The 23016-nt window shown below is 39.8% G+C and carries 19 protein-coding genes, 1 pseudogene and 1 CRISPR repeat array; of the genes and pseudogenes, 11 read left to right on the top strand and 9 right to left on the bottom strand.

Annotation, left to right across the window (positions count from 1 at the left end):
• The first annotated feature begins 35 nt into the window (after positions 1-35).
• Complete coding sequence (locus I6L31_RS03725) at positions 36-521, top strand: hypothetical protein (protein WP_004988150.1); 486 nt, start codon at positions 36-38, stop codon at positions 519-521.
• Between the two features lie 62 nt (positions 522-583).
• Here the strand turns inward: I6L31_RS03725 and aroC are convergent, their stop codons facing one another.
• The 3 genes from aroC to I6L31_RS03740 form a co-directional block, all read right to left on the bottom strand.
• On the bottom strand, positions 584-1675 hold the full coding sequence (gene aroC, locus I6L31_RS03730; protein WP_005004630.1) for a chorismate synthase: 1092 nt from the start codon (positions 1673-1675) through the stop codon (positions 584-586).
• 13 nt (positions 1676-1688) lie between these two features.
• The gene (gene prmB / locus I6L31_RS03735) at positions 1689-2699 is read right to left on the bottom strand and encodes a 50S ribosomal protein L3 N(5)-glutamine methyltransferase (RefSeq protein WP_005004631.1); all 1011 of its coding nucleotides are present in this window, start codon (positions 2697-2699) and stop codon (positions 1689-1691) included.
• 252 nt (positions 2700-2951) lie between these two features.
• Positions 2952-3210: direct repeats of the CRISPR family, unit length 28 nt; unit sequence GTTTCCTATCGCATAGATAGCTTAGAAA.
• A 53-nt stretch (positions 3211-3263) separates the two neighbouring features.
• Positions 3264-3452: a hypothetical protein gene (locus I6L31_RS03740; protein ID WP_051062665.1), complete on the bottom strand. Its 189-nt coding sequence runs from the start codon at positions 3450-3452 to the stop codon at positions 3264-3266.
• Between the two features lie 241 nt (positions 3453-3693).
• Between I6L31_RS03740 and I6L31_RS03745 the strand changes: the two genes are divergently transcribed.
• A complete protein-coding gene (locus tag I6L31_RS03745) occupies positions 3694-4272 on the top strand; it encodes a flavin reductase family protein (protein WP_005004636.1) in 579 nt (192 codons plus the stop codon).
• Positions 4273-4367: 95 nt separating this feature from the next.
• Here I6L31_RS03745 and I6L31_RS03750 read toward each other — a convergent pair.
• The 3 genes from I6L31_RS03750 to I6L31_RS03760 form a co-directional block, all read right to left on the bottom strand.
• Positions 4368-5500 (bottom strand): IS3 family transposase gene (locus tag I6L31_RS03750; RefSeq protein WP_223235881.1). Its coding sequence is split into 2 segments (ribosomal slippage): positions 4368-5248 and positions 5248-5500, totalling 1134 coding nucleotides; the frame shifts between segments, so codons are not numbered across the junction.
• Between the two features lie 130 nt (positions 5501-5630).
• Entirely contained in the window at positions 5631-7271 is a 1641-nt protein-coding gene (locus I6L31_RS03755; protein ID WP_005004642.1) for an AMP-binding protein, read from the bottom strand.
• A gap of 210 nt (positions 7272-7481) precedes the next feature.
• The gene (locus tag I6L31_RS03760; protein WP_004988160.1) at positions 7482-8252 is read right to left on the bottom strand and encodes a 3-hydroxyacyl-CoA dehydrogenase; all 771 of its coding nucleotides are present in this window, start codon (positions 8250-8252) and stop codon (positions 7482-7484) included.
• A 153-nt stretch (positions 8253-8405) separates the two neighbouring features.
• Between I6L31_RS03760 and I6L31_RS03765 the strand changes: the two genes are divergently transcribed.
• From I6L31_RS03765 to I6L31_RS03775, 3 genes are all read left to right on the top strand, one after another.
• Complete coding sequence (locus I6L31_RS03765) at positions 8406-9446, top strand: AraC family transcriptional regulator (RefSeq protein WP_005004645.1); 1041 nt, start codon at positions 8406-8408, stop codon at positions 9444-9446.
• Between the two features lie 231 nt (positions 9447-9677).
• Positions 9678-10649, top strand: coding sequence for an aliphatic sulfonate ABC transporter substrate-binding protein (locus I6L31_RS03770; protein WP_005004648.1), 972 nt, complete (start codon positions 9678-9680; stop codon positions 10647-10649).
• Positions 10650-10652: 3 nt separating this feature from the next.
• Complete coding sequence (locus I6L31_RS03775) at positions 10653-11492, top strand: ABC transporter permease (protein ID WP_005004650.1); 840 nt, start codon at positions 10653-10655, stop codon at positions 11490-11492.
• Position 11493: 1 nt separating this feature from the next.
• Here I6L31_RS03775 and prmC read toward each other — a convergent pair whose 3' ends face one another.
• Positions 11494-12315: a peptide chain release factor N(5)-glutamine methyltransferase gene (gene prmC, locus I6L31_RS03780; protein ID WP_005004652.1), complete on the bottom strand. Its 822-nt coding sequence runs from the start codon at positions 12313-12315 to the stop codon at positions 11494-11496.
• The gene (gene prfA / locus I6L31_RS03785) at positions 12315-13403 is read right to left on the bottom strand and encodes a peptide chain release factor 1 (protein ID WP_005004653.1); all 1089 of its coding nucleotides are present in this window, start codon (positions 13401-13403) and stop codon (positions 12315-12317) included. Before prfA ends, prmC begins: the two co-directional genes overlap by 1 nt.
• A 364-nt stretch (positions 13404-13767) precedes the next feature.
• On the opposite strand from prfA, the pseudogene I6L31_RS03790 reads away from it, so the two are divergent.
• Both I6L31_RS03790 and I6L31_RS03795 read left to right on the top strand, forming a co-directional pair.
• Positions 13768-14196: pseudogene (locus I6L31_RS03790) on the top strand (hypothetical protein).
• Positions 14197-14349: 153 nt separating this feature from the next.
• The gene (locus I6L31_RS03795) at positions 14350-15351 is read left to right on the top strand and encodes an LLM class flavin-dependent oxidoreductase (RefSeq protein ID WP_004988173.1); all 1002 of its coding nucleotides are present in this window, start codon (positions 14350-14352) and stop codon (positions 15349-15351) included.
• Positions 15352-15460: 109 nt separating this feature from the next.
• Here the strand turns inward: I6L31_RS03795 and ppsR are convergent, their stop codons facing one another.
• Positions 15461-16297 (bottom strand): posphoenolpyruvate synthetase regulatory kinase/phosphorylase PpsR, encoded by an 837-nt coding sequence (ppsR, locus tag I6L31_RS03800; RefSeq protein WP_004988177.1) that lies wholly within the window; start codon positions 16295-16297, stop codon positions 15461-15463.
• Positions 16298-16446: 149 nt separating this feature from the next.
• Between ppsR and ppsA the strand changes: the two genes are divergently transcribed.
• From ppsA to cyoB, 4 genes are all read left to right on the top strand, one after another.
• A complete protein-coding gene (gene ppsA, locus I6L31_RS03805) occupies positions 16447-18834 on the top strand; it encodes a phosphoenolpyruvate synthase (RefSeq protein ID WP_171064976.1) in 2388 nt (795 codons plus the stop codon).
• A 68-nt stretch (positions 18835-18902) separates the two neighbouring features.
• Positions 18903-19667, top strand: coding sequence for an RDD family protein (locus I6L31_RS03810; RefSeq protein ID WP_005004658.1), 765 nt, complete (start codon positions 18903-18905; stop codon positions 19665-19667).
• 293 nt (positions 19668-19960) lie between these two features.
• Positions 19961-21022 carry a ubiquinol oxidase subunit II gene (gene cyoA, locus I6L31_RS03815; RefSeq protein ID WP_004988182.1) on the top strand — a complete coding sequence of 354 codons (1062 nt, stop codon included), beginning with the start codon at positions 19961-19963 and terminating at the stop codon, positions 21020-21022.
• Positions 21023-21025: 3 nt separating this feature from the next.
• The gene (gene cyoB, locus I6L31_RS03820) at positions 21026-23014 is read left to right on the top strand and encodes a cytochrome o ubiquinol oxidase subunit I (RefSeq protein WP_004988183.1); all 1989 of its coding nucleotides are present in this window, start codon (positions 21026-21028) and stop codon (positions 23012-23014) included.
• Positions 23015-23016: the final 2 nt, after the last annotated feature.

Here is a 23016-nt window from a genome sequence, read left to right on the forward strand (position 1 = left end):
AAAATGAATACAACATATTTAAGGGGAAATCTGAAATGAAAAAAATAGTTGGACTAATGACAGCTTTCATTTTATTACACGGTTGTGCCACTGTTCCTGAAAATAAAAGTAACACTGATCGATTAGCAACAGCAGGATTATTACTATGTAAACCGAACGAACAGTGTCCGATTATGGCGGCCTCATGGAATTCGGGGAATAAAAATCAACTTCGTATCGATGTGCGTTTAAATAGTAGTTATCTCTATTATGATATCAAAAAAATAACTTTTATCGTGGATGGTAAACACCTAAGTTATACCCCAGCACAACCCACTGAACTTGAATATATCAGCCGTTTAGAACCGAAACGCTCATCGAACCATATTGTTGTGCCAAGTAGTTTTTTAAATGACTTTAAAAATGCAAAACGCATTGATGTTCAAATTAGTACAGACCACGGTGCCATCAAACGACCAATGTATATTGATGGTCGAGCTTCATCTGCTTACCAAAATTTTGTCGGTGTATATTCTTCTTAAATCTATTTTTACAATAAAAAACTCACCGAAAGATGATGGTGAGTTTTTTATATAAGACTAACTTAAGATTCGATTGGTGCAAATGGAGCAACGACATCCGCATTTTGCGCACGGTTTCTCATGAAGTGATCCATCAAAACAATCGCAAGCATCGCTTCCGCAATAGGTGTTGCCCGAACACCCACGCAAGGATCATGACGACCTTTGGTTAATACGTCGGTATTTTCACGATCCAGATTAATGGTTTTACCTGAAGTGGTAATGCTTGCGGTTGGTTTAAGGGCAATAGCGACACGAATAGTTTGTCCACTAGAAATACCACCTAAAATACCACCTGCATGATTAGCAAGAAAACCGTCTGTGGTTAACTCATCTCGACTTTCATGACCAAACTGACCTGCTACAGCAAAACCATCACCAATTTCTACACCTTTTACAGCGTTGATGCTCATCATGGCATGTGCAATATCAGCATCTAAACGGTCAAATACAGGCTCACCCCAACCCACTGGAACTTTTTCGGCTAAAATTTCCAGTTTTGCGCCACAGCTTGTACCTTGTTCACGTAAAGAAGTCACTAAGGCTTCAAAACGCGGTACGGCAGCGACATCACCACAGAAAAATGGATTATTTGGAACTTCATTCCAGTCCAGTTTTTCTGCAATTTCATTACCAATTTGGGTGACATGACCACGAATCACGATACCAAATTTTTCAGCAAGATATTTTTTGGCAATTGCACCCGCTGCAACACGCATTGCTGTTTCGCGCGCACTCGAACGTCCGCCACCACGATAATCGCGGAAACCATACTTTTGCGTATAGGTATAATCCGCATGTCCCGGGCGAAAGGTTTGAGCAATATTGCCATAATCTTTCGATTTCTGGTCAGTATTGCGAATGAGTAAACCAATCGATGTTCCTGTCGTTTTGCCTTCAAAAACCCCTGAAATAATTTCAACTTCATCAGGTTCTTTACGCTGCGTTGCAAATTTGGAGGTTCCCGGTTTACGACGATCTAAATCTTTTTGCAAATCATCTTCACACAGCTCAAGTCCCGGTGGAACACCATCGACAATCGCCATTAAGCCGGCACCATGTGATTCACCGCAGGTGGTCACACGAAAGAGTTGTCCAATACTATTCCCTGCCATATTTACAACTCCTTTAAGCTTCTAAAAATTCTTGAAATAAACGCTGATAACGGCGGCATTGCTCTGCGGTTAAAGCAAAAATACCCGAACCACCTTTTTTAAAGGTCAACCAGTGGAAGTCAATGGTATGAAAATTCTGACGCATTGCCCATTCAGAATTTCCTACTTCAATGACAATTAAACCATCTTCAGTTAAATAATCTGCCGCTTGAGCCAACATTTTACGTACCAGATCCAAACCATCCTGACCTGCCGCCAAAGCCAGTTCTGGTTCATGTAAAAATTCTTCAGGCAAATCTGCCATATCTTCAGCATCTACATAAGGCGGATTACTAACGATTAAATCATATTGATTTTCGGCAGGAATTTTTGAAAATAAGTCAGATTCTAATAGCGCAACTTGATATTGTTTATCGTGATGCTCTGTATTAATCGCAGCGACTTCAAGCGCATCTTTGGAAATATCAGTTGCATCCACTTCCGACTCTGGAAATGCATAAGCCAAAGCAATTGCAATACAACCTGAACCTGTACACATATCTAAAATACGTTGCGGAGTTTTAGGATTTGAGTTTTCAGGTAAATTATTTATTGCCTCATGCATATTGCCATGTTCATCCAGACAATACGGTGCAAAACGCTGTTCAATCAATTCAGCAATAGGTGAACGCGGAATTAATACACGTTCATCGACATAAAATGGCTTGTTGGCAAAGTAAGCTAGATTAAGTAAATAAGAGGTCGGAATACGCTCATTAACACGGCGCTCAAGCAAACTTAAAAATTCAGCTTTTTCACTTGGTAAAAGTTTTGCATCCAGAATCTCGGCATCTGCGGCCCATTCTAAAGAAAGCGTTTGTAAAACTAGCGCAGAGCTTTCTGCAAAATAATCTTCGGTTCCCTGACCTAAATGAGCATCGTATTGACGTAATGCAGTCACTCCAAAACGAATAAAATCACGAATTGTTGTTAAGTTTTCTGCGGCTTCCTGTAATTGTTCAGGATTAATGGTCGGTCGCTCCACTCAGGGGTCTCCAAAAGATGATGATGCAAAACGGCTTATGATACCTTGTTTTGTCTTGCTTTTTAATGCCTAAAGCGAGTGGATTCAATTTTAAATCAAGTTGACTTATTGCTCTTTTTAAATCAATATTTTTCTTACTCTTTAATAATATAATAAAATCATACGCTTATACTTTAACTTGTTTTTAAAGCATAATATCAAATTATTAAAATAACTTATTGTTATTAAATTATTTATTAATAAGAGTTTATAGTTTCCTATCGCATAGATAGCTTAGAAATATCGCAAAGGAGATGCATCAAGTAAGTATTGGTTTCCTATCGCATAGATAGCTTAGAAATTCCCATTGCGCCCCTGCAATAGAATAGAAACGTTTCCTATCGCATAGATAGCTTAGAAAGCCTGATGATGAAGCAGGTTTTGGTTTCCTATCGCATAGATAGCTTAGAAAAGTTCAAACGATCTTTGAACCCAAATACACAGGTTTCCTATCGCATAGATAGTTTAGAAACCGATTTTTGGCAATAAAAAAGCACCCGAAGGGCTTCCTATCGCATAGATAATTTATTTTCGAGACTCCAAACATTTTGTTTTTAATTGCTGCATCGCTAAAGGATCCATCGGTGCAGTCATCATGGCCCGATAAGCCAAACATTCCTGCGTTTCTTCTGTTGCTTGAGATTTGGCATTCAAGCTATGACATCCCATCAGTCCCAAAGAGAAAATACATCCTAAAATAAATTTGATGAACATTGGATTTTCTATAAATCAGTATTTGCCGATATCAACTCCAATTTTAAAACGCAAAATAGCAAATAGAAACCATTGAATAGACTTGTTTCATAAACCCCTTTCATTTTGCCTATGCGAGAAAAATAAAGAGGGTTTAAACAATGATGAAAGACGTCATAGTGTATAGATCTTTTAAAATTCGCTTATTTTCTTAAAATCTTCTGCCAATATATAAGCATTTTAAAAAGATGAGCTTAATAAAATGACAAATCCAGATATTCAAAAGGTAGAACTCGAAAAAGCCTATCGTTTACTTAATCATGGCCCTACTGTACTGGTTTCCGCTCAAGATGATGATGATATTGATGTCATGGCCGCAGCATGGGCGTGCGCTTTAGAATTTAGTCCTGCAAAAGTGACCGTTGTTTTAGATAAATCGACGAAGACTCGAAAAATTATTGAAAAGAATGGCTATTTCGCGTTACAGGTTCCCTGTTTAGCACAACTGGATATGACCTATCAATTAGGTAGCATCAGCCAGTTTGATGAGCTGAATAAATTAGAGCTTTGTGGAACTCAACTCTTTTATCCTGATGATTCTGGTGTACCTTTGGTTGAAGGTTGTATTGCTTGGCTGATCTGTAAAGTCATTCCTGAGCCCCATAATCAGCAAGCGCATGATTTATTTATTGGCTCTGTGATGGGTGCTTGGGCGGACTCACGCGTATTTCGTGATGGACATTGGTATTTTTCAGATGCACACCGAAGTTTAAAAAGTTTGCATTATATTGCGGGTGGGACTTTCTATACAATTGGCGATGAAGTTAAAGCCAATTTATAAAAAAACTGATGGTTAAAACAAGTAGATGGAGAACAGAGGTGGTCCCACATGTTTGAACAACTAAAAGCTTATTTATAAGTGATACTCTGCTCTAGTTAAGCTACCTTATTTTGTTGTGGTAGCTGGTCATAGTAAAACTCATCTGGAGTCATTTTGTCCAGACTCGAATGAGGTCGTTTCAAATTATAAAATTCAAAATATGCGTTTAATTGCTTCTTCGCATCCAAAACATTGCTGTAGGCTTTGAGATACACCTCTTCATATTTAACGCTCCGCCATAATCGTTCAACCATCACATTATCAACCCATCGACCTTTACCATCCATACTGATTTGAATGCCATTTGATTTCAATACATCAATAAATGCATCACTGGTAAACTGACTGCCTTGGTCTGTATTAAATATTTCAGGTCGACCATATTTTTCAATAGCTTCATTTAATGTTTCTATGCAAAATGTAACCTCCATACTAATCGATACTCTATGCGCAAGTACCTTGCGGCTATGCCAATCAATCACAGCACATAAATAAACAAAGCCTTTTGCCATAGGGATATACGTTATATCCGTAGACCACACTTGATTACTGCGCTGAATAGCCAATCCTTTGAGCAGATATGGATATTTGCGGTGAGCTTGATTAGCCTGGCTTAAATTTGGTTTGCAATATAACGCATTAATGCCCATTTTCTTCATTAAAGTACGTGTATGACGTCGTCCTATATGATGTCCTTGACGATTCAACAAATCACGCATCATCCGGCTACCTGCAAAAGGGTATTGCATATGTAACTCATCCATACACCGCATTAGCTTCAGATCTGATGCACTCACAGGTTTTGGGCGATAGTAATAACAACCACGGGAGACTTTCAGCAGCTGAGCTTGCTTAGATACTGAAATCTGAAGTGAGTCATCGATTAACTTTTGTGGTTGAAGCGGCCCAGTTTCTTCAACACACCTTCTAAAAAATCAATTTCTAATGCCTGCTCACCGATTTTTGCATGTAGTTTTTTTAGATCGATGGGTGGTTCTGTTGGAGCTTTTGATTGATCGAAAGCTTGCGAGGAAGCTGAAATCAGTTGATTTTTCCAGTCGATAATTTGGTTTTGATGAACATCAAATTCAGCACTCAATTCAGCAAGTGTTTTTTCTGCTTTAATCGCAGCAAGTGCTACCTTAGCTTTAAAATCATTTGAATGATTTCTTCTTGGTCTACGTGCCATAAAATACTCCATATATTGATGTTTATAACATCATTTGGGGAGCAAAATATCACTTATAAGTGTTGTTCAAATTTCCTGATCCACCTCTAACTCTCAAATATGAACTATCTCCATCCTGTTTAAGATAAATTTAACTCGTGCAAAGCGGTTGCATTCGTTCAACTTCTCGTTGTTTAAGAATACCACGCTGAATTTTACCACTCACTGTTTTGGGTAACGCATCTACAAATTCAATTTCTTTCGGATAGGCATGTTTAGATAGACGCCCGCGAACATACATTTGTAGTTTTTCTTTGAGCTGTTCTGTCGCTTGATATTGGCTTTTCAATACGATAAATGCCTTAACAATTTCAGTTCGCGCCAGATCAGGTTTGCCAATCACCGCAGATTCTAAAACTTCTTCGCATTCAAGTAATGTACTTTCGACATCAAAAGGGCCCACACGATAGCCTGACGTTGTAATGACATCATCAGCACACCCAACAAAATCTATACTTCCATGTTCATTTAACTGTACGGTATCACCCGTAATATAGTATTTGCCTACAAAAGACTTTCGGTTATTACCCCCATAACCTTTAAACCAAAGCAAAGGTGACGCATCACAGTCAATCGCCAATACCCCGATCCCGCCTTCCCCAAGTTCTTGATGATTTTCATCAAGTACTACAAAACGATGTCCCGGTATAGCAAAACCTGCAGAACCAATTTTAATTACATGTTCTAAAGCATGGTGGTTACCAATCACCATGCCGAGTTCAGTCTGTCCGTATTGATCATAAATATAGACATTGAGATCATGTTTAAACCAATGGATCACCTCTGGTGTTAAAGGCTCGCCTGCACTGCTCACGACCCTTAAATGCTGTTTGACACTATCATCAAACTTTTCTTTAAAACCATAAAACATGCGAAATGCAGTCGGAGAACCTGTAAGATTATTGACCTGATATTTTTTCATCAGTTCAATGGCCCGATCTACACTAAAAGCTTGTTCATCCATCAGAATGCCATGACCTAAACTCAAAGGCCCTGTAATACCGTAATACAGTCCATAAGCCCAACCCGGATCAGCAAGATTCCAAAATGAATCCTCATCACGCAAATCCACGGCATGTGTCATATAGCCTTTAAATGCCAAAATTGCCTTTAATGGCACAGGAACAGATTTGGCCAAACCCGTTGTACCAGAAGTAAACATCATTAAAAAATCATCATCGAAACTGTGATATTCAATTGGGCAATCGGCATCAAATGTATGGATCACACTCCAGAAATCTTCTTGGTTCTGATCATCATCAATATTTTTGACAGTCAAAATTTGGCTAATATTTAAATTTTCGAGTTTAGATTGTTGATCAGTATTGGTTACCACCAGTTTGGTTTTGGCTGTTTCTAAACGGTGCTCAATGGCTTTGGATTCAAATGCAGTGAATAAGGGTTGATAAATTGCGCCAATACGCCAAGTTGCTAAAATCGTGATGAGTAACTCGGGGGTACGTGGCAATAATCCCGCGATGCAATCTCCTGCCTGAAGATGGATAGACTTAAAATAATGGGCTAATTTCCCTGAATATTCAGCAAGTTGATCAAAGGTATATGATTGCTGTTCTCCGTTTTTTCCTCCCCAGATCAAAGCCACTTTGTCATGACCTACATATCTACCACAGCACTCCTCAAAAGCATTAATGCGCTGATCATGTCCGTTAAGTTGCTGTTGAATAAGTTGATTTAAATCAAATTCCGCATAGGCTTGTGTCAGTGTCTTCATCCCGAAAACCTCTTTTATTCCGTTTTTAATGCATACAGATCATTCAAAATTTGATCTATATGTCCTGTCCATTTTTGTTATCGTAAAACATCCAACGATGTTTTTTGCTGGTGATCAAATCCAACTTAAACTGCTTTATTTACTTTTTCAATTTCCAAAGCCCTCAATCTAATTGAGGGCTTTGGCATGTTGAGTTAAATAATCTTGGTGTTATTTGGGTGCCATTCGAATGGCACCATCTAAACGAATTACCTCACCATTCAGATAAGCATTTTCAATAATATGCACTGCAAGACTTGCAAATTCATCTGGTTTACCCAAACGCGATGGATAAGGCACCATTTGACCCAGTGAATCCTGAACATTTTGTGGCAAAGCTTTGAGCATAGGCGTTTCCATAATACCGGGTGCGATCGTAACCACCCGAATAGCATGACGCCCCAATTCACGTGCAATTGGTAAAGTCATCGCCACAACTGCGCCTTTGGAGGCCGCATAAGCAGCTTGACCAATTTGACCATCAAAAGCAGCCACAGAAGCAGTATTAATAATCACACCTCGATCTTCATCTTCAGGCATTGCAGTATTATGTGTCATGGCTTCTGCTGCAAAACGCAGCATATTAAAAGTCCCTGTGACATTAATATTTAAAACTTTATTAAACAATGCCAGATCATGAATACCCTCTTTACCCACCACCTTTGCAGATGGGCCTATTCCAGCACAGTTAATTAAGCCATGAATTGCACCATGCTGGTGTAATGTTTGTTTAAAAAACTGCTCGACTTCTGTCTCATTGGTCACATCTAATTCAACAAAATCCGCTGTTCCGCCTAATTTCTCAACCTGAGCCTGTCCAGCTTCAACATTCATATCAACTAAGGTGACATAAGCACCTCGCGCGACCAAACATTCAGCCGTTGCAGCCCCCAAACCCGAGGCACCACCTGTAATAATGAAATGTTTTCCTTGTATTTTCATTGCCAATTTCCACGTGATTTAATTTAATCTGACATCAGCTCCAGAGTAAAAGTTCAACTTTTACAGTACAATTTCAAAAAACCTCAAATGTTCTGCGGTTTTTGGACATTTTCATCATTTAAAAAATTTTTAATTCTGAGTGTCAGGTCATACATGCAACGGATTGCACAGTCAAATATTTCCCCTTCAAATAAAGGAACCATTTCTATTGCATTGGTCAATGAAGCTTTGAGTGTGGCACATTCGCGCGGTTTTAATATTGAAAAAATAGTACAACAGGCGGGGATTTCAGCTGAGCTTTTAAACTTCCCCAAAGCCAGAATTCCAGTTTCGGCTTATGCACAACTCTGGATTGAGTTGGCTAATCATATGGATGATGAGTTTTTTGGAATGGACTCTCATCCCATGCGACGTGGTAGTTATCAATTGTTAGTAAAAATGGTCATGCATGCGGATACAATAGAAAAAGCCTTAACCGATATTTTAAAGTTTTTTTCTGTACTTCTGGATGATATCCAATCAGAGTTTAAAGTTGAACAAAATCTGGCATGTTTGATCATTCATGATCAAACTCACACTAAACGGATGTTCAGTTATGCAACTTTTTTAATGTTGATTCATGGTTTATTGTGTTGGCTAGCGGATCAACGAATTGTGATTGATAAAATTAGTCTGAAATGCGCTAAGCCCGCTTATCCGCAAGATTATTATGTCCGTTTTTGTGAAAATATCGAATTTGATGCAGCATCTAATCTCGTGGAATTCAATGCGGATTATTTACAGATTAAAATTAAAAAAGATAAAAAATCGCTTTATGAATTTCTAAAACAGACACCGCAGAATTTATTAGTACGTTATAAAAATGAAAATGCACTAAGTCTGATGATTCGTAGACATCTTATCAAACATCATCCCGCGCTTTGGCCAGAACTTAAAGAACTTTCGCAGCAGTTAAACATGTCTGAAGCAACCATTCAACGGCGTTTAAAAGCTGAAAATATCAGTTATCAACAACTTAAAAATGACATCCGCTGTGATATTGCGATTGAGCGTTTAAGTAAAACTGAAGATTGTATTCAGGATATCAGTGATGCCTTAAATTTCCATGATCCAAGTGCGTTTTATCGTGCTTTTAAAAAATGGACGGGTGTCAATCCAAGTGCTTATCGCCAAACAAAATACCCGTTAGAATAAAACGTCTAAACCAGATTTATCCAACGCTATATGCACATTTATTATCAGTTAATCAGAATATATAATAACCCACTTATTTCCATAAAAACACTTTAAAATCAAATTATTAAATCAAAAAAATAGTGTTTATTCAAGAACATGCATTACTAAGCAAAATATCTGTGTTTGGAACACGCTATTCTCATGCAAATATTTGAGAAATTTCATTTATTTGTCAGATTGGACTTGGGCATGTCATCATTTAAAAAACCTTACTTAAAATTGTTCATCACTGGGGTTCTTGCAACAACATTTACCGCAACTGCATTTGCAGCTATTCCCAAAACACTAAAGCTGGATTATGCCTACTATGCGCCTACTAGTTTAATTGTGAAAGATCAAAAACTATTGGAAAAGGCACTACCAAACACTGAAATTAAATGGGTGTTTAGTCAAGGCAGTAATCGCTCTTTGGAATATCTCAATAGCAATAGCAGTGACTTTGCCTCTACTGCCGGTTTAGCAGCTGTTCTCAGTCGTGCCAATGGTAGCCCGATCAAAACAGTTTATATCCAGAGTCAACCTGAATGGACTGCACTGGTCGTTGCTAAAGATTCTCCATTAAAATCATTAAAAGATTTAAAAGGCAAAAAAATCGCAGCAACCAAAGGTACAGATCCATTTTTATTTACTTTGCAGGCACTAGATAGCGTTGGTTTGACTAAACGAGATGTACAACTTGTGCATTTACAGCATCCAGATGGCAAAACAGCACTTGAAAGAGGTCAAGTGGATGCTTGGGCTGGACTCGATCCACTTATGGCTGCTGCACAAATTCAATCAGGTGCAAGATTACTCTATCGAAATGTTAATTTTAATAGCTATGGCGTATTAAGCGTTAAAGAAGATTTTGCCAAACAAAGTCCTGAGGCGATTGAGGTTGTGATCAAAGCTTATGAACAGGCACGAAAATGGGCAATCGCCAATCCAGACAAAACTGCCGAACTTTTGGCTCGCGAATCAAAGTTACCGCTTGCCGTTGCAAAACTGCAATTAAGCCGAACCAATTTTGAACAAAATATCCCGTCTGTAAAACAGTCACAAGCCCTGAAACGCGCAGGAAATATTTTGGTTGAAGAAGATCTAGTACGCAAAGGCACCAATGTTAATCAAGTGGTTGATCAGTTGTTTGATCCTCGTTTTGCTCAAAAGGTTGTTAAGTAATCTATGCAAAATTCAATTTCTAAGTCTGAGCTAAACAGAAGTTTGGCTCAGGCTGCCCTTCAAGATCAACAGCGCCATAAACCCAGCAAATTTAAAAGTTGGTATAAAGCGCTTTTGTTGCCTGTTATATTTTTATTCATTTGTGAGTTTCTGGTGCGAAGTGGTGCGATTGATGCCTATTTGTTACCGGCACCAAGTAGTCTGTGGCAGTCTTTTATCGATTTGGCTCATGCAGATTTATTGACACATATTTATATTAGCACGTGGCGTGTTTTTGCTGGATTTGCCATCGGCAGTGGTCTTGGATTATTGTTTGCGATCGGTGTAGGCCTTAATAAACAGGTTGAAGAATATCTTGACCCTACTTTTTCAGCGATTAAATCCATTCCCAGTCTGGCATGGATCCCACTGTTATTATTATGGTTAGGAATTGATGAGGGATCAAAACTCACGCTGATTGCCATTGGTGCGTTTTTCCCAACTTATACCAATACTGTTGCAGCAATTCAAAATGTTGATCCCAAATTGGTCGAGTTGGGAAAAGTATATGGTTTGAATCACTTTGAACGCATTGTTCAAATTATTTTACCTGCCGCCTCGCCAGGAATTTTAACAGGCTTGCGTAATAGTTTGAGTTTATCATGGATGTTTATGATTGCTGCTGAATTGATTGCAGCAACACAAGGCATTGGTTATCTGCTGAGCGATGGACGAGAAACTTCACGACCCGATATTGTTATTTTGGCTATTATCTTACTGGCATTATTGGGAAAAATAACGGATACCATTATGAAAGCTGTAGAACAATGGTTACTCAGATGGCGAGAAAGTATCCCCAAATAAGTTATCTTGGCAGATGTTTTCCTAAACTAATACGATCATTTCCACCGTAATCTTTTCGGGTTTGAACTTGAGTAAAGCCCCGTTTTTGAAGCAATTGACGAACCATGTCCCCTTGATCATAACCATGTTCAAGCACTAACCATGCATCAATATTCATCCACTTGGGTGCTTGATCAATAATCAGTTCCAGATCTGCAAGACCTTGATGCTCTGCGACCAATGCGCGGCGAGGTTCTGTTCCCAGATTCAGCATGTGTTCATCCTGTGCATCGATATAAGGTGGATTAGACACAATCAAATCAAACTTTTGCGCAGGAATGGCTTCAAACCATGTACTACAAATAAATTGAACTTGATTCAACGCATGTCGATGAGCATTCTCCTGAGCGACTTCAAGCGTTGGAAAGTAAATATCGGTTGCTAAAACTTTCCAGTCAGGACGCTCTTTGGCTAGAGATAACGCTATTGCACCTGTCCCCGTGCCTAAATCCACCATCGAAGTTTGAAAAGGTAAATTTAACGATAAAACCGTTTCAATTAAAATTTCAGTATCTGGACGCGGAACTAATGTATCTGGTGTAACCTTTAAATCCAGACTCCAAAACGGTTGCGAACCCGTAATATAAGCCAGTGGCTCACCTTTAGAGAGTCGCATCAGACCATCTAAAAAGGTGTGTTCTTGCTCATGCGTCAAAACTTGCATTTGACGCATTTTTAGCTCAATAGCACTCAGATTCAAGATGTGTTCAAGCAACCACATGGCTTCCTGACGTTCATAACTGTCAGTTTCACCGCGCAGATTTAAAGCTTGCCCAATGTTCATTATCCACCATTCTCTTGCGCCAACATCGCTAACTGATCTGCTTGATATTCACGATGTAAACTATCCAAAAGTTCCGTCAAATCACCTTCCATAATCGCATCCAGCTTATACAAAGTTAGATTGATACGATGGTCAGTCATACGACCTTGAGGATAATTATAGGTACGAATACGCTCTGAGCGGTCGCCTGATCCAACTAAATCACGGCGCATTTCAGAAGTTGCTGTTTCCTGTGCAGCACGTTTGGCATTTTCCAGACGTGAAACCAATAACGCCATTGCTTTGGCTTTGTTTTTATGCTGTGAGCGTTCTTCCTGACACTCCACCACCACACCCGTTGGAATATGAGTAATACGCACCGCCGAATCGGTTTTATTAATGTGCTGCCCCCCTGCACCCGATGCACGATAAGTATCAATCCGCAAATCAGCAGGATTAATATCTACCGTCGTATCCACATCTACTTCAGGTAAAATCGCGACTGTACAGGCAGAAGTATGTACTCGTCCCTGTGACTCAGTTGCAGGAACACGCTGTACACGATGCGCACCACTTTCAAACTTTAGACGACCATAGACACCATCGCCATCGACGCGGCAGATGACTTCCTTATAACCGCCATGTTCGCCTTCATTTTCAGACAATACTTCAATACGCCAACCTTGAGACTCAGCATATTTACTGTACATACGAAATAAATCACCTGAGAAAATTGCAGCCTCATCACCGCCAGTTCCCGCACGGACTTCCAAATAAGCAGAATTGGCATCATTGGGATCTTTAGGAATCATCAAAATATTCAGATCAGCTTCGAGTTGCTCAATCAAGACGCGATTTTCCTTGATTTCCTCTTGAGCCATATCCTTAAAATCAGGATCATTGAGCATGTCTTCGGCAGTCACAATATCTTGCTCAGCCTGACGATACTTGCCCCACACTTCGACCATTTCAGAAAGATCACTATGCTCACGGGATAATTTACGAAAACGTTTATTGTCAGAAATGACTTCCGCATCTGCCAATAATGCCGTTAACTCTTCATAACGATCACAGAGTTGATCCAGTCGTAAACGTAATGATTCTTTCATAAGTGGAAGTATCTCAAAATAAAAATAATCGATCAGCGCAACGCTTGAATGATGAAGTGCTTGCGATCAGGTCAAAGCTAAAAGTGCGCATAGTTTACCGATTATGACTGTTAAAGAACATAGATCAGCTTATATTTGCTTGCTCTTAAGTACATTCCAAGTTTGAGTTTTCACTTTTTCTTCACATTAGGCAATAAATCAATCGTTTTTGCCGTTTTAATAGACACTTTTAATAGAAAGCATACAAAACGCAGCTACATTGTAAAAATAACAACGATAATCTCCACAATTAAAGTGAATCGTTTTGTTACATTTGCTGCAACGAAATAGATAAAGTCCTGCTGTTGGGACACGGAGATTTGAGATGAAGGCAAATAACTTATTATTAAGTGGTGTATTGGCAATTTCTTCAATGTTTGCAATCAATGCACATGCAGACAATACCACACGTGTTGCGGCAACTTCAGCATTAGGGAGTGTGGTTGGTACAGCCTTAGGCAATCAAATGGGCGGTAATACTGGTGCCATGATTGGTGGTGCGGGTGGTGCAGCCGTTGCAAGCAATAAACGTAATCGTACTTCATCTGCAATTGGTGGTGGTTTAGGTGGTGTGGGTGGCTATACCGTTGGTAAAAATATGGGTGGCACAACAGGTGGATATATTGGTTCAGCCCTAGGCGCCGCAGGCGGTTCAGCTTAAGGAAATAAAATTTCTAAAGATAGAGCTGAAGAAAAACGCTATAACAACTCACGTAGTTGGAACAGACACCATCGTCACTATCGTCACCGTTAATACGTTGTATGATTCAAATAGTCGAGCACCCTTCTGGGTGCTTTTTTTGGTCATTATTGTTAAGTTACAAATCACTGCATAAATCGAAAAAAAACGATATACATAATTTTAGATAAATCGTAAAATGACGATATATAGTTCTGAGAATTTTTTATGGCTTCTTTAAAAGAAACACGGTTTTCAATTCTTGAGCTTGCGCCTATCCGTAATGATAAAACAGTTCAATTTTCGTTGCATCATGCTTTGGAGTTGGCTCAGCATGCAGAAAAACTAGGATATGAACGTTTATGGCTGGCCGAACACCATAATATGGATGGTATTGCCAGTTCAGCGACCGCTGTATTACTGGGTCATATTGCTGCAAATACACAGTCGATACGTTTAGGCTCTGGTGGAGTGATGTTACCTAATCATGCGCCATTGGTGGTTGCAGAACAGTTTGGTACATTAGCAACGCTTTATCCCAATCGTATTGAATTAGGTTTAGGCCGCGCACCAGGCACAGATCAATTGACCATGCGAGCCTTACGTCGTGGTCGTCAGGAAACTGAAGATCAATTTCCTCAAGATGTTCTCGAAATTTTGCAATATTTCAAAGACCCTGAACCCAATCAAAAAATCGTAGCAACCCCAGGACACGGAACACATGTTCCCGTCTGGTTGTTGGGCTCCAGTTTATTTAGTGCACAACTCGCGGCTCGTTTAGGTCTTCCCTATTCGTTTGCATCACATTTTGCACCGCGTATGCTGTCACAGGCTGTCCAGTTGTATCGAGAAAACTTTCAACCATCTGAATATCTAGAACAACCGTATGTTTCCATGGGCGTTCCAACTGTAGTAGCTAAAACAGATGCCGAAGCACAACATTTAGCCACCAGTGCTTATCAACGTGTACTGGGTTTAATGCGTGGACAAAGTTTAAAACTCAAACCACCTGTGGAGTCTATGGATCATATCTGGACACCTGCCGAGCGCATATCCGTCAATAACTTTTATGCATTGGGTCAAATTGGTTCACCTGAAACGGTGAAAGCTGGTCTGCAAGACTTGTTAGAACATGTAGATGTTGATGAGTTCATTTTCACTTGTGATATTTATGACACTGAAAAGCGACTCGAAAACTTTAGTTTATTGATGGATATCAAAAACAGCTAAAATTGTTTAACTAAAAAAGGGAAATTAATGATTTTTCATTGATTTCCCTTCTCCTTACAACCACAGATCAGAAATACTGAAGGATTTAGATCTATTGTTTGTAAACTTTTTAACCAATACGGCGTTTCAAGCCTGTCTTTTGTAAAATACGTGTTGAAATTTCTTCAATCGACATTTCCGTGACATTTAAATATGGAATTCCTTCTGAAATATAAATTCCTTCAATGGCACGCAACTCCATCTGACATTGGCTAAAACTGGCATAGCGACTATTGGCTTTACGTTCATTACGAATTGCGACCAAACGTTCCGCATCAATCATCAAACCAAATAACTTATTTTTATGTTCTTTCAATACTTTTGGTAAGCGATTGTCATCTAGATCTTCTTCGGTCAGTGGATAATTTGCAACACGAATTCCAAATTGTAATGACAGATAAATCGACGTTGGTGTTTTACCCGAACGGGATACCCCAATCAAGATAATATCGGCTTTATCATAGTGACGTGTACGAGCACCATCATCATTGTCCAAAGCAAAATGAACTGCATCAATACGAGCTTTATAATATTCAGAATCCGTCACGGCATGAGTCTGTCCGACCAAAGTTGTCGGCGGTGTGCCAAGCTCCTGTTCTAACTTGCTAATTAAACCCTCAAACACATCGAGATTCACCGCTTTGGCAGTGTTAATGATTTCACGCACATTCGGATCGACCAACGTATCGAACACCAATGGCAAAGTCTGGTCTTTAGACTGGCAACTATTAATTTCAGCAACCACATTCATTGCCGCTTCTTCTGAGGTGATATACGGAATAATATGAATATCAAAATCCACGTTGGGAAATTGCGCTAATAAAGAATGTCCGAGGGTTTCAGCCGTAATCGCGGTTCCATCTGAAATAAAAAACACACTCCGCTTAATTTGTTTACTATCTGACATGAAAAATCTCCTCAAACATTTGTCTTAGTGCTATATAATCTTTATAGTAAGCTGATCTTACATGACTGTCGCTTAGAGTAAATCAAAATCCTAAGCACATTAATATCTTTTCTTCATGCCAAGATAGTAATTAATACTGGAAAAGTGGAGTGAAAACTTTGGAAGCGCGCGTAATCGGTCTGGAAAAATTAGGGAAACACGACGTCGAACTCGTGGGTGGGAAAAACTCATCTCTAGGTGAAATGATCAGCCATTTATCCAATGCTGGTGTGTCTGTACCGGGTGGCTTTGCCACAACTGCTGCTGCTTATCGTGAGTTCCTTGAACAAAGCGGTCTAAACGCAAAAATTCAAGCAGAACTCGATCAATTGAATGTTGACGATGTCAATGCTCTTGCCGAAACTGGCGCAAAAATTCGTCAATGGATTGTAGATACTCCTCTCATTCCAGCATTAGAAAAAGAAGTTCGTGACGCTTTTAATGCACTTTCAAACGGCAACCCTGATATCGCGGTTGCCGTTCGTTCATCTGCGACCGCTGAAGATTTACCAGACGCTTCTTTTGCTGGTCAGCAAGAAACTTTTCTGAATATTCGTGGCATCGATAATATTTTGATTGCCATCAAAGAAGTATTTGCATCTTTGTATAACGACCGTGCAATTGCATACCGTGTGCATCAAGGCTTTGCTCATGACATTGTAGCTTTGTCTGCTGGCATACAACGCATGGTTCGTTCAGAAACAGGTGCTGCGGGTGTAATGTTTACATTGGATACCGAATCTGGTTTCCGAGATGTCGTATTTATTACAGCATCTTATGGTTTAGGTGAAATGGTCGTTCAAGGTGCTGTTAACCCTGACGAATTTTATTTATCAAAACCGCTGCTTAAAAATGGTAGACACTCTGTATTACGTCGCAACCTCGGCTCTAAACACCAGAAAATGATTTATGGTGAAGAAGGTTCAGCGGGTAAATCAGTGGTGGTGGTGGATGTTGAAAAACAGGATCGCCAACAATTTGCTTTAAATGACCATGAACTTCAAGAGCTTGCTAAACAAGCCATGATCATTGAAGACCATTACGGTGCGCCAATGGACATCGAATGGGCAAAAGATGGCGATGATGGTCAAATTTACATTGTTCAGGCGCGTCCTGAAACTGTAAAAAGCCGTCAAAACGTAGGCACGATGGAACGTTACCTACTTAAACAACGTGGCACTGTGTTATGTGAAGGTCGCTCAATCGGTCAACGTATTGGTTCTGGTAAAGTACGCGTTGTTTCCTCGATTAAAGAAATGGATAAAGTTCAACCTGGCGACGTGCTAGTTTCAGACATGACTGATCCAGACTGGGAACCAGTCATGAAACGTGCCGCTGCTATCGTGACTAACCGCGGTGGTCGTACTTGTCATGCTGCTATTATTGCACGTGAACTGGGTGTTCCTGCGATTGTGGGTACAGGCAATGCCACAGAAGTCCTAACCGATGGTCAGGAAGTTACTGTTTCATGTGCTGAAGGTGATACAGGCTTTATTTATGAAGGTGCGCTGGATTTTGAAATTCAACGCAACTCGATTGAATCTATGCCAAAACTTCCGTTCAAAATTATGATGAACGTCGGTAACCCTGATCGTGCATTTGACTTTGCTCAAATTCCAAATGGTGGTATTGGTCTGGCTCGTCTTGAGTTCATTATTAACCGTATGATCGGCGTACATCCTAAAGCCTTACTGAATATTGAAAGCTTGCCACGCGAAACACGTGCAGCAGTCATGGCACGTACCGCAGGTTATTCTTCTCCAGTTGAATTCTACGTAGAAAAACTGGTTGAAGGTATTGCAACACTTGCGGCCGCCTTTGCTGAAAAGCCAGTCATTGTTCGTATGTCCGATTTTAAATCCAATGAATATGCTAACCTCATTGGCGGTAAACTCTATGAACCAGAAGAAGAAAACCCAATGTTGGGTTTCCGTGGTGCAAGCCGTTATGTATCTGACAACTTCCGCGATTGCTTTGAACTTGAATGCCGTGCCTTGAAAAAAGCACGTGATGAAATGGGTTTGACCAATATTCAAATCATGATTCCATTTGTGCGTACAGTTTCTGAAGCAAAACGCGTCATTGAACTTTTAGCTCAAAATGGCTTGAAGCGTGGTGAGAATGGTTTAAAAATCATCATGATGTGTGAATTACCAACCAATGCATTATTGGCTGAACAATTCCTTGAACATTTTGATGGTTTCTCAATTGGTTCTAACGACTTAACTCAATTAACGCTCGGTTTAGACCGCGACTCTGGTATTGTTTCTCATCTATTTGATGAACGTGATCCAGCCGTTAAAGCCCTGCTTTCAATGGCCATTCATGCTTGTCGTAAAGCTGGGAAATATGTAGGTATTTGTGGTCAAGGTCCATCTGATCATCCAGATCTTGCTAAATGGCTGATGGAGCAAGGCATTGAAACAGTTTCACTCAATCCTGACTCAGTACTTGAAACTTGGTTCTTCCTAGCGGAAGATAAAGACAAGCAAGCCTAACTTAATCTTATCAAAAAGACCCTCGCGCGGGGTCTTTTTCATCTTTAAGCTGTTGAGATTTAAAACTTATGCAAATTTACTTGGCAAGAAATAACCAACAGGCTGGTCCTTATACATTAGAACAACTGAACCAGATGCTCGCTAGCCAACAAGTGCTATTGACCGACTTAGCATGGCACGAAGGTATGACTGAATGGAGAGCCTTAGGTGAACTCACTCAAGGTAAACTTGTCTACCAACCTGTAAACTCGACAACAAATTCTACTTTTGATGCCCCAGCCCACAGTCAAAATGATGTCATCCGTGACATTAAAGTCAATCAGACAGCCAAAGCAACGGCTGCTCCTGTGAGCAAGCGTATTTCGGCCAAGCTTATCGATTTAGCTTTGCTGATTTTGCCGCAAATTATTGTGACAATGCTCTTTTTACCGCATGATCTACTTCAACAAACCACTAGTTTTGATGTTGAACAGCAAATTAAAATTGCTGAAGCCATGCGCGACAACATGCCTACATGGGTTCCAGTCGCATTACTCATCTACACACTTGGCTTGTTATTTTTACAAAATTATTTTATTGCTCGTTCTGGTCAATCTATTGGTAAAAAATTATTCCATTTGCAAATTGTTGATGCAACGACCAATCAGCTTCCTGGGCAATTTCGCGGTTTTTTTGTACGCTCATTTCTATTTATTATCATTTCACAGTTGATAAGCCTTTTACCGCTTTTGGTCATTGTTTTTATTGCAGATATTGTTTTATTTTTTTCCAAAGGAAACAACAGTTTGCATGATAGACTAGCAAAAACCAAAGTCATCAATATTAAAAAATAATTAAAGGAGTGATCATTCACTCCTTTTTTATGATAAATCCATGAAAAAAATTGACTTTTAAGCCAGCATTCAAAAGATAAAACAAGCAGATAAATCAGGTGTCATAACAAATATTTAACGTCACTTTCAAGTAGCTTAGTTTCACGATATCAGGCATAATGCCCTACAACATAGCTGTGTCACATGATTGAGAAATATGTTCTGTAACAGGATTCATTCTTCTCCATCATGCGACACTTTTATCGCTATCCCCAATTTACTTAGGGAATGGGACTCTTCACCGAGGTTGTAAAATGAGACAAACGATTTTAGCTGTATTGTCTTTATCGGCGGTTTCCGCACTTTTAACAGGGTGTGGTGGTGATTTAGTACTTCTAAACTCTAAAGGTCCAGTTGCTGAAGGTCAAAGTAACCTGATGATGACTGCGATCTACTTAATGCTATTGGTTGTAATTCCTTCAATCATTATGGCGTTATGGTTTGGTTGGAAATATCGCGCGTCAAATAAAGATGCAGACTATAAACCTACATGGGCACACTCAACTGCAATTGAAATTGTAGTCTGGGGTATTCCTGTCATTATTATTGGTATTTTAGCTTGGTTAACTTGGTGGGGTTCCCACAAGTACGACCCTTACCGTCCGCTAGATTCAGATAAAGCCCCTTTAACCATTCAAGTTATTGCTGAACAGTTTAAATGGATCTTTATTTATCCTGAACAAAATATTGCGACAGTAAATGAAGTACGTTTCCCAGAGAAAACACCATTAAGCTTTAAAATTACATCTAACTTTACAATGAACTCATTCTTCATTCCTGCGTTAGGTGGCCAAATTTATGCAATGGCGGGTATGCAAACTCATCTCCATTTATTAGCGAATGAAACTGGCGAATATCGTGGTTTCTCGTCTAACTACTCAGGCTATGGTTTCTCACAAATGCGCTTTAAAGCTCATAGTGTAACTGAAACTCAATTTGCTCAATGGGTAGAAGCTGTTAAAGCTGGTAAAGGTACAAGCATTAATGCTGAAGCTATTCAGAAAGCGACGCTTGATCAAGCTGAACTTGCGACACTGAAAGATGGGGATCGTTCTAAACATCAGATTGAAGCACTGGTACATCGTGCCGAGGCTGCTGGTGATACAGAAGCCTTAGAAAAAGCTGAAGCAATGAAGCCGTTCCCGAATAAGCCACACCCAGTGACTTACTATTCTTCAGTTGAACCAAACTTGTTTGAAACTGTCATTAACAGATATATGAGCAACTATCACGGTACAGACCATTCAGCAAATGCTGAACATGGTTCGCAAGCTCATGATGCTAATGCACATGCAACTGCTTCTGTAGAGGAATAAGCCATGTTGTTATTAGGTAAACTCGGATGGGACTCTATCCCTAAAGAGCCAATTGTACTAGTGACAATGGTCTTAATGGCTATTGGTGCAATTGCTGTTCTAGGCGGTATCACCTATTTCAAAAAATGGGGATATCTCTGGAAAGAATGGTTTACATCTGTAGACCATAAGAAAATTGGTATCATGTATATCCTTGTGTCTGTGGTCATGTTATTGCGTGGCTTTGCTGATGCGATCATGATGCGTCTTCAACTGTTCCTTGCTAAAGGTGGCGGTGAAGGTTATCTACATCCAGACCACTACGACCAGATCTTTACTGCGCATGGCGTAATCATGATCTTCTTCGTAGCGATGGGTCTTGTTGTAGGTATGATGAACATTTCTGTGCCTCTACAAATTGGTGCGCGTGATGTTGCATTCCCATTACTTAACTCTTTAAGTTTCTGGTTGTTTGCTGGTGCTGCTGGTCTAATGATGGCTTCGCTTGTACTGGGTGAATTTGCTGCGACAGGTTGGATGGCTTATCCTCCTCTTTCTGGCATTCAGTATTCTCCTGGTGTTGGTGTTGACTACTATATTTGGGCACTTCAGGTTTCTGGTCTTGGTACGCTTTTATCTGGTGTTAACTTCTTTGTGACCATCATTAAAATGCGTGCACCTGGCATGAAACTGATGGACATGCCAATTTTTACTTGGACATCATTGTGTACAGCTGTTCTGATCATCGCATCATTCCCTGTACTTACAGCAACACTTGCCATGCTTACCCTTGACCGTTATTTCGGTTTCCATTTCTTCACCAATGAGCTTGGCGGTAGCCCAATGCTATATGTGAACTTGATTTGGACTTGGGGTCATCCAGAAGTATATATCTTGGTATTGCCAGCATTTGGTTTGTATTCAGAGATTGTTGCGACATTCTCACGCAAAGCATTGTTTGGTTATAAATCAATGGTATATGCAACAATCGCCATTACTGTATTGGCATTCGTTGTATGGTTACATCACTTCTTTACCATGGGTGCGGGTGCAAACGTTAATGCATTCTTCGGTATTATGACCATGATTATTGCAATCCCTACAGGGGTTAAAATCTTCTCTTGGTTATTTACCATGTACAAAGGACGTATTTCTTTCGATACACCAATGCTCTGGACACTTGGCTTCCTTGTGACCTTTGGTATCGGTGGTTTGACTGGTGTATTAATGGCAGTTCCACCTGCGGATTTCCTTGTACACAACTCACTGTTCCTGATCGCTCACTTCCATAACGTGATTATTGGTGGTGTGGTATTTGGTATGTTCGCTGGTATCATTTTCTATTGGCCAAAAATGTTTGGCTGGAAGTTAAATGAAGCTTGGGGCAAAGCTGCATTCTGGTTCTGGTTCTTTGGTTTCTATTTTGCATTCATGCCACTTTATATCCTTGGTTTCATGGGTATGACACGTCGTTTGAATACCTATGACAACCCTGAATGGGATCCATATCTAGCGATTGCATTATTTGGTGCTGTGTTGGTTGCGATTGGTATTGCGTGTTTCTTGATGCAAATTATTGTAGGTTTCCTACAACGTCATCAAAACATGGATTACACAGGCGATCCATGGGACAGTCGTACTCTTGAATGGTCGACTTCATCTCCTGCTCCATTTTATAACTTTGCACAAGTTCCTGAAGCAAATGGTGTAGACCGTTTCTGGACTGACAAAGAAAATGGTGTTGCGTATGCACGTCCTGCCAAATATGAAGACATTCATATGCCAACTGATCGTGCAGCTGGTTTCATCATTGCAATGTTTATTACATTGATGGGCTTCGCATTGATCTGGCACATTTGGTGGCTTGTTGCAGTAAGTTTCATTGCGGCTATTATCAGCTTTATTCGTAGTTCATTCACTAAAGAAGTGGATTACTATGTACCAGCTGCTGAAGTTGAGCGCATTGAAAATGAACGCTATGCATTACTTGAAAAACACTTGAAGAAGGACTAAGG

Source organism: Acinetobacter septicus (assembly GCF_019355975.1).
Lineage (GTDB): Bacteria > Pseudomonadota > Gammaproteobacteria > Pseudomonadales > Moraxellaceae > Acinetobacter > Acinetobacter ursingii.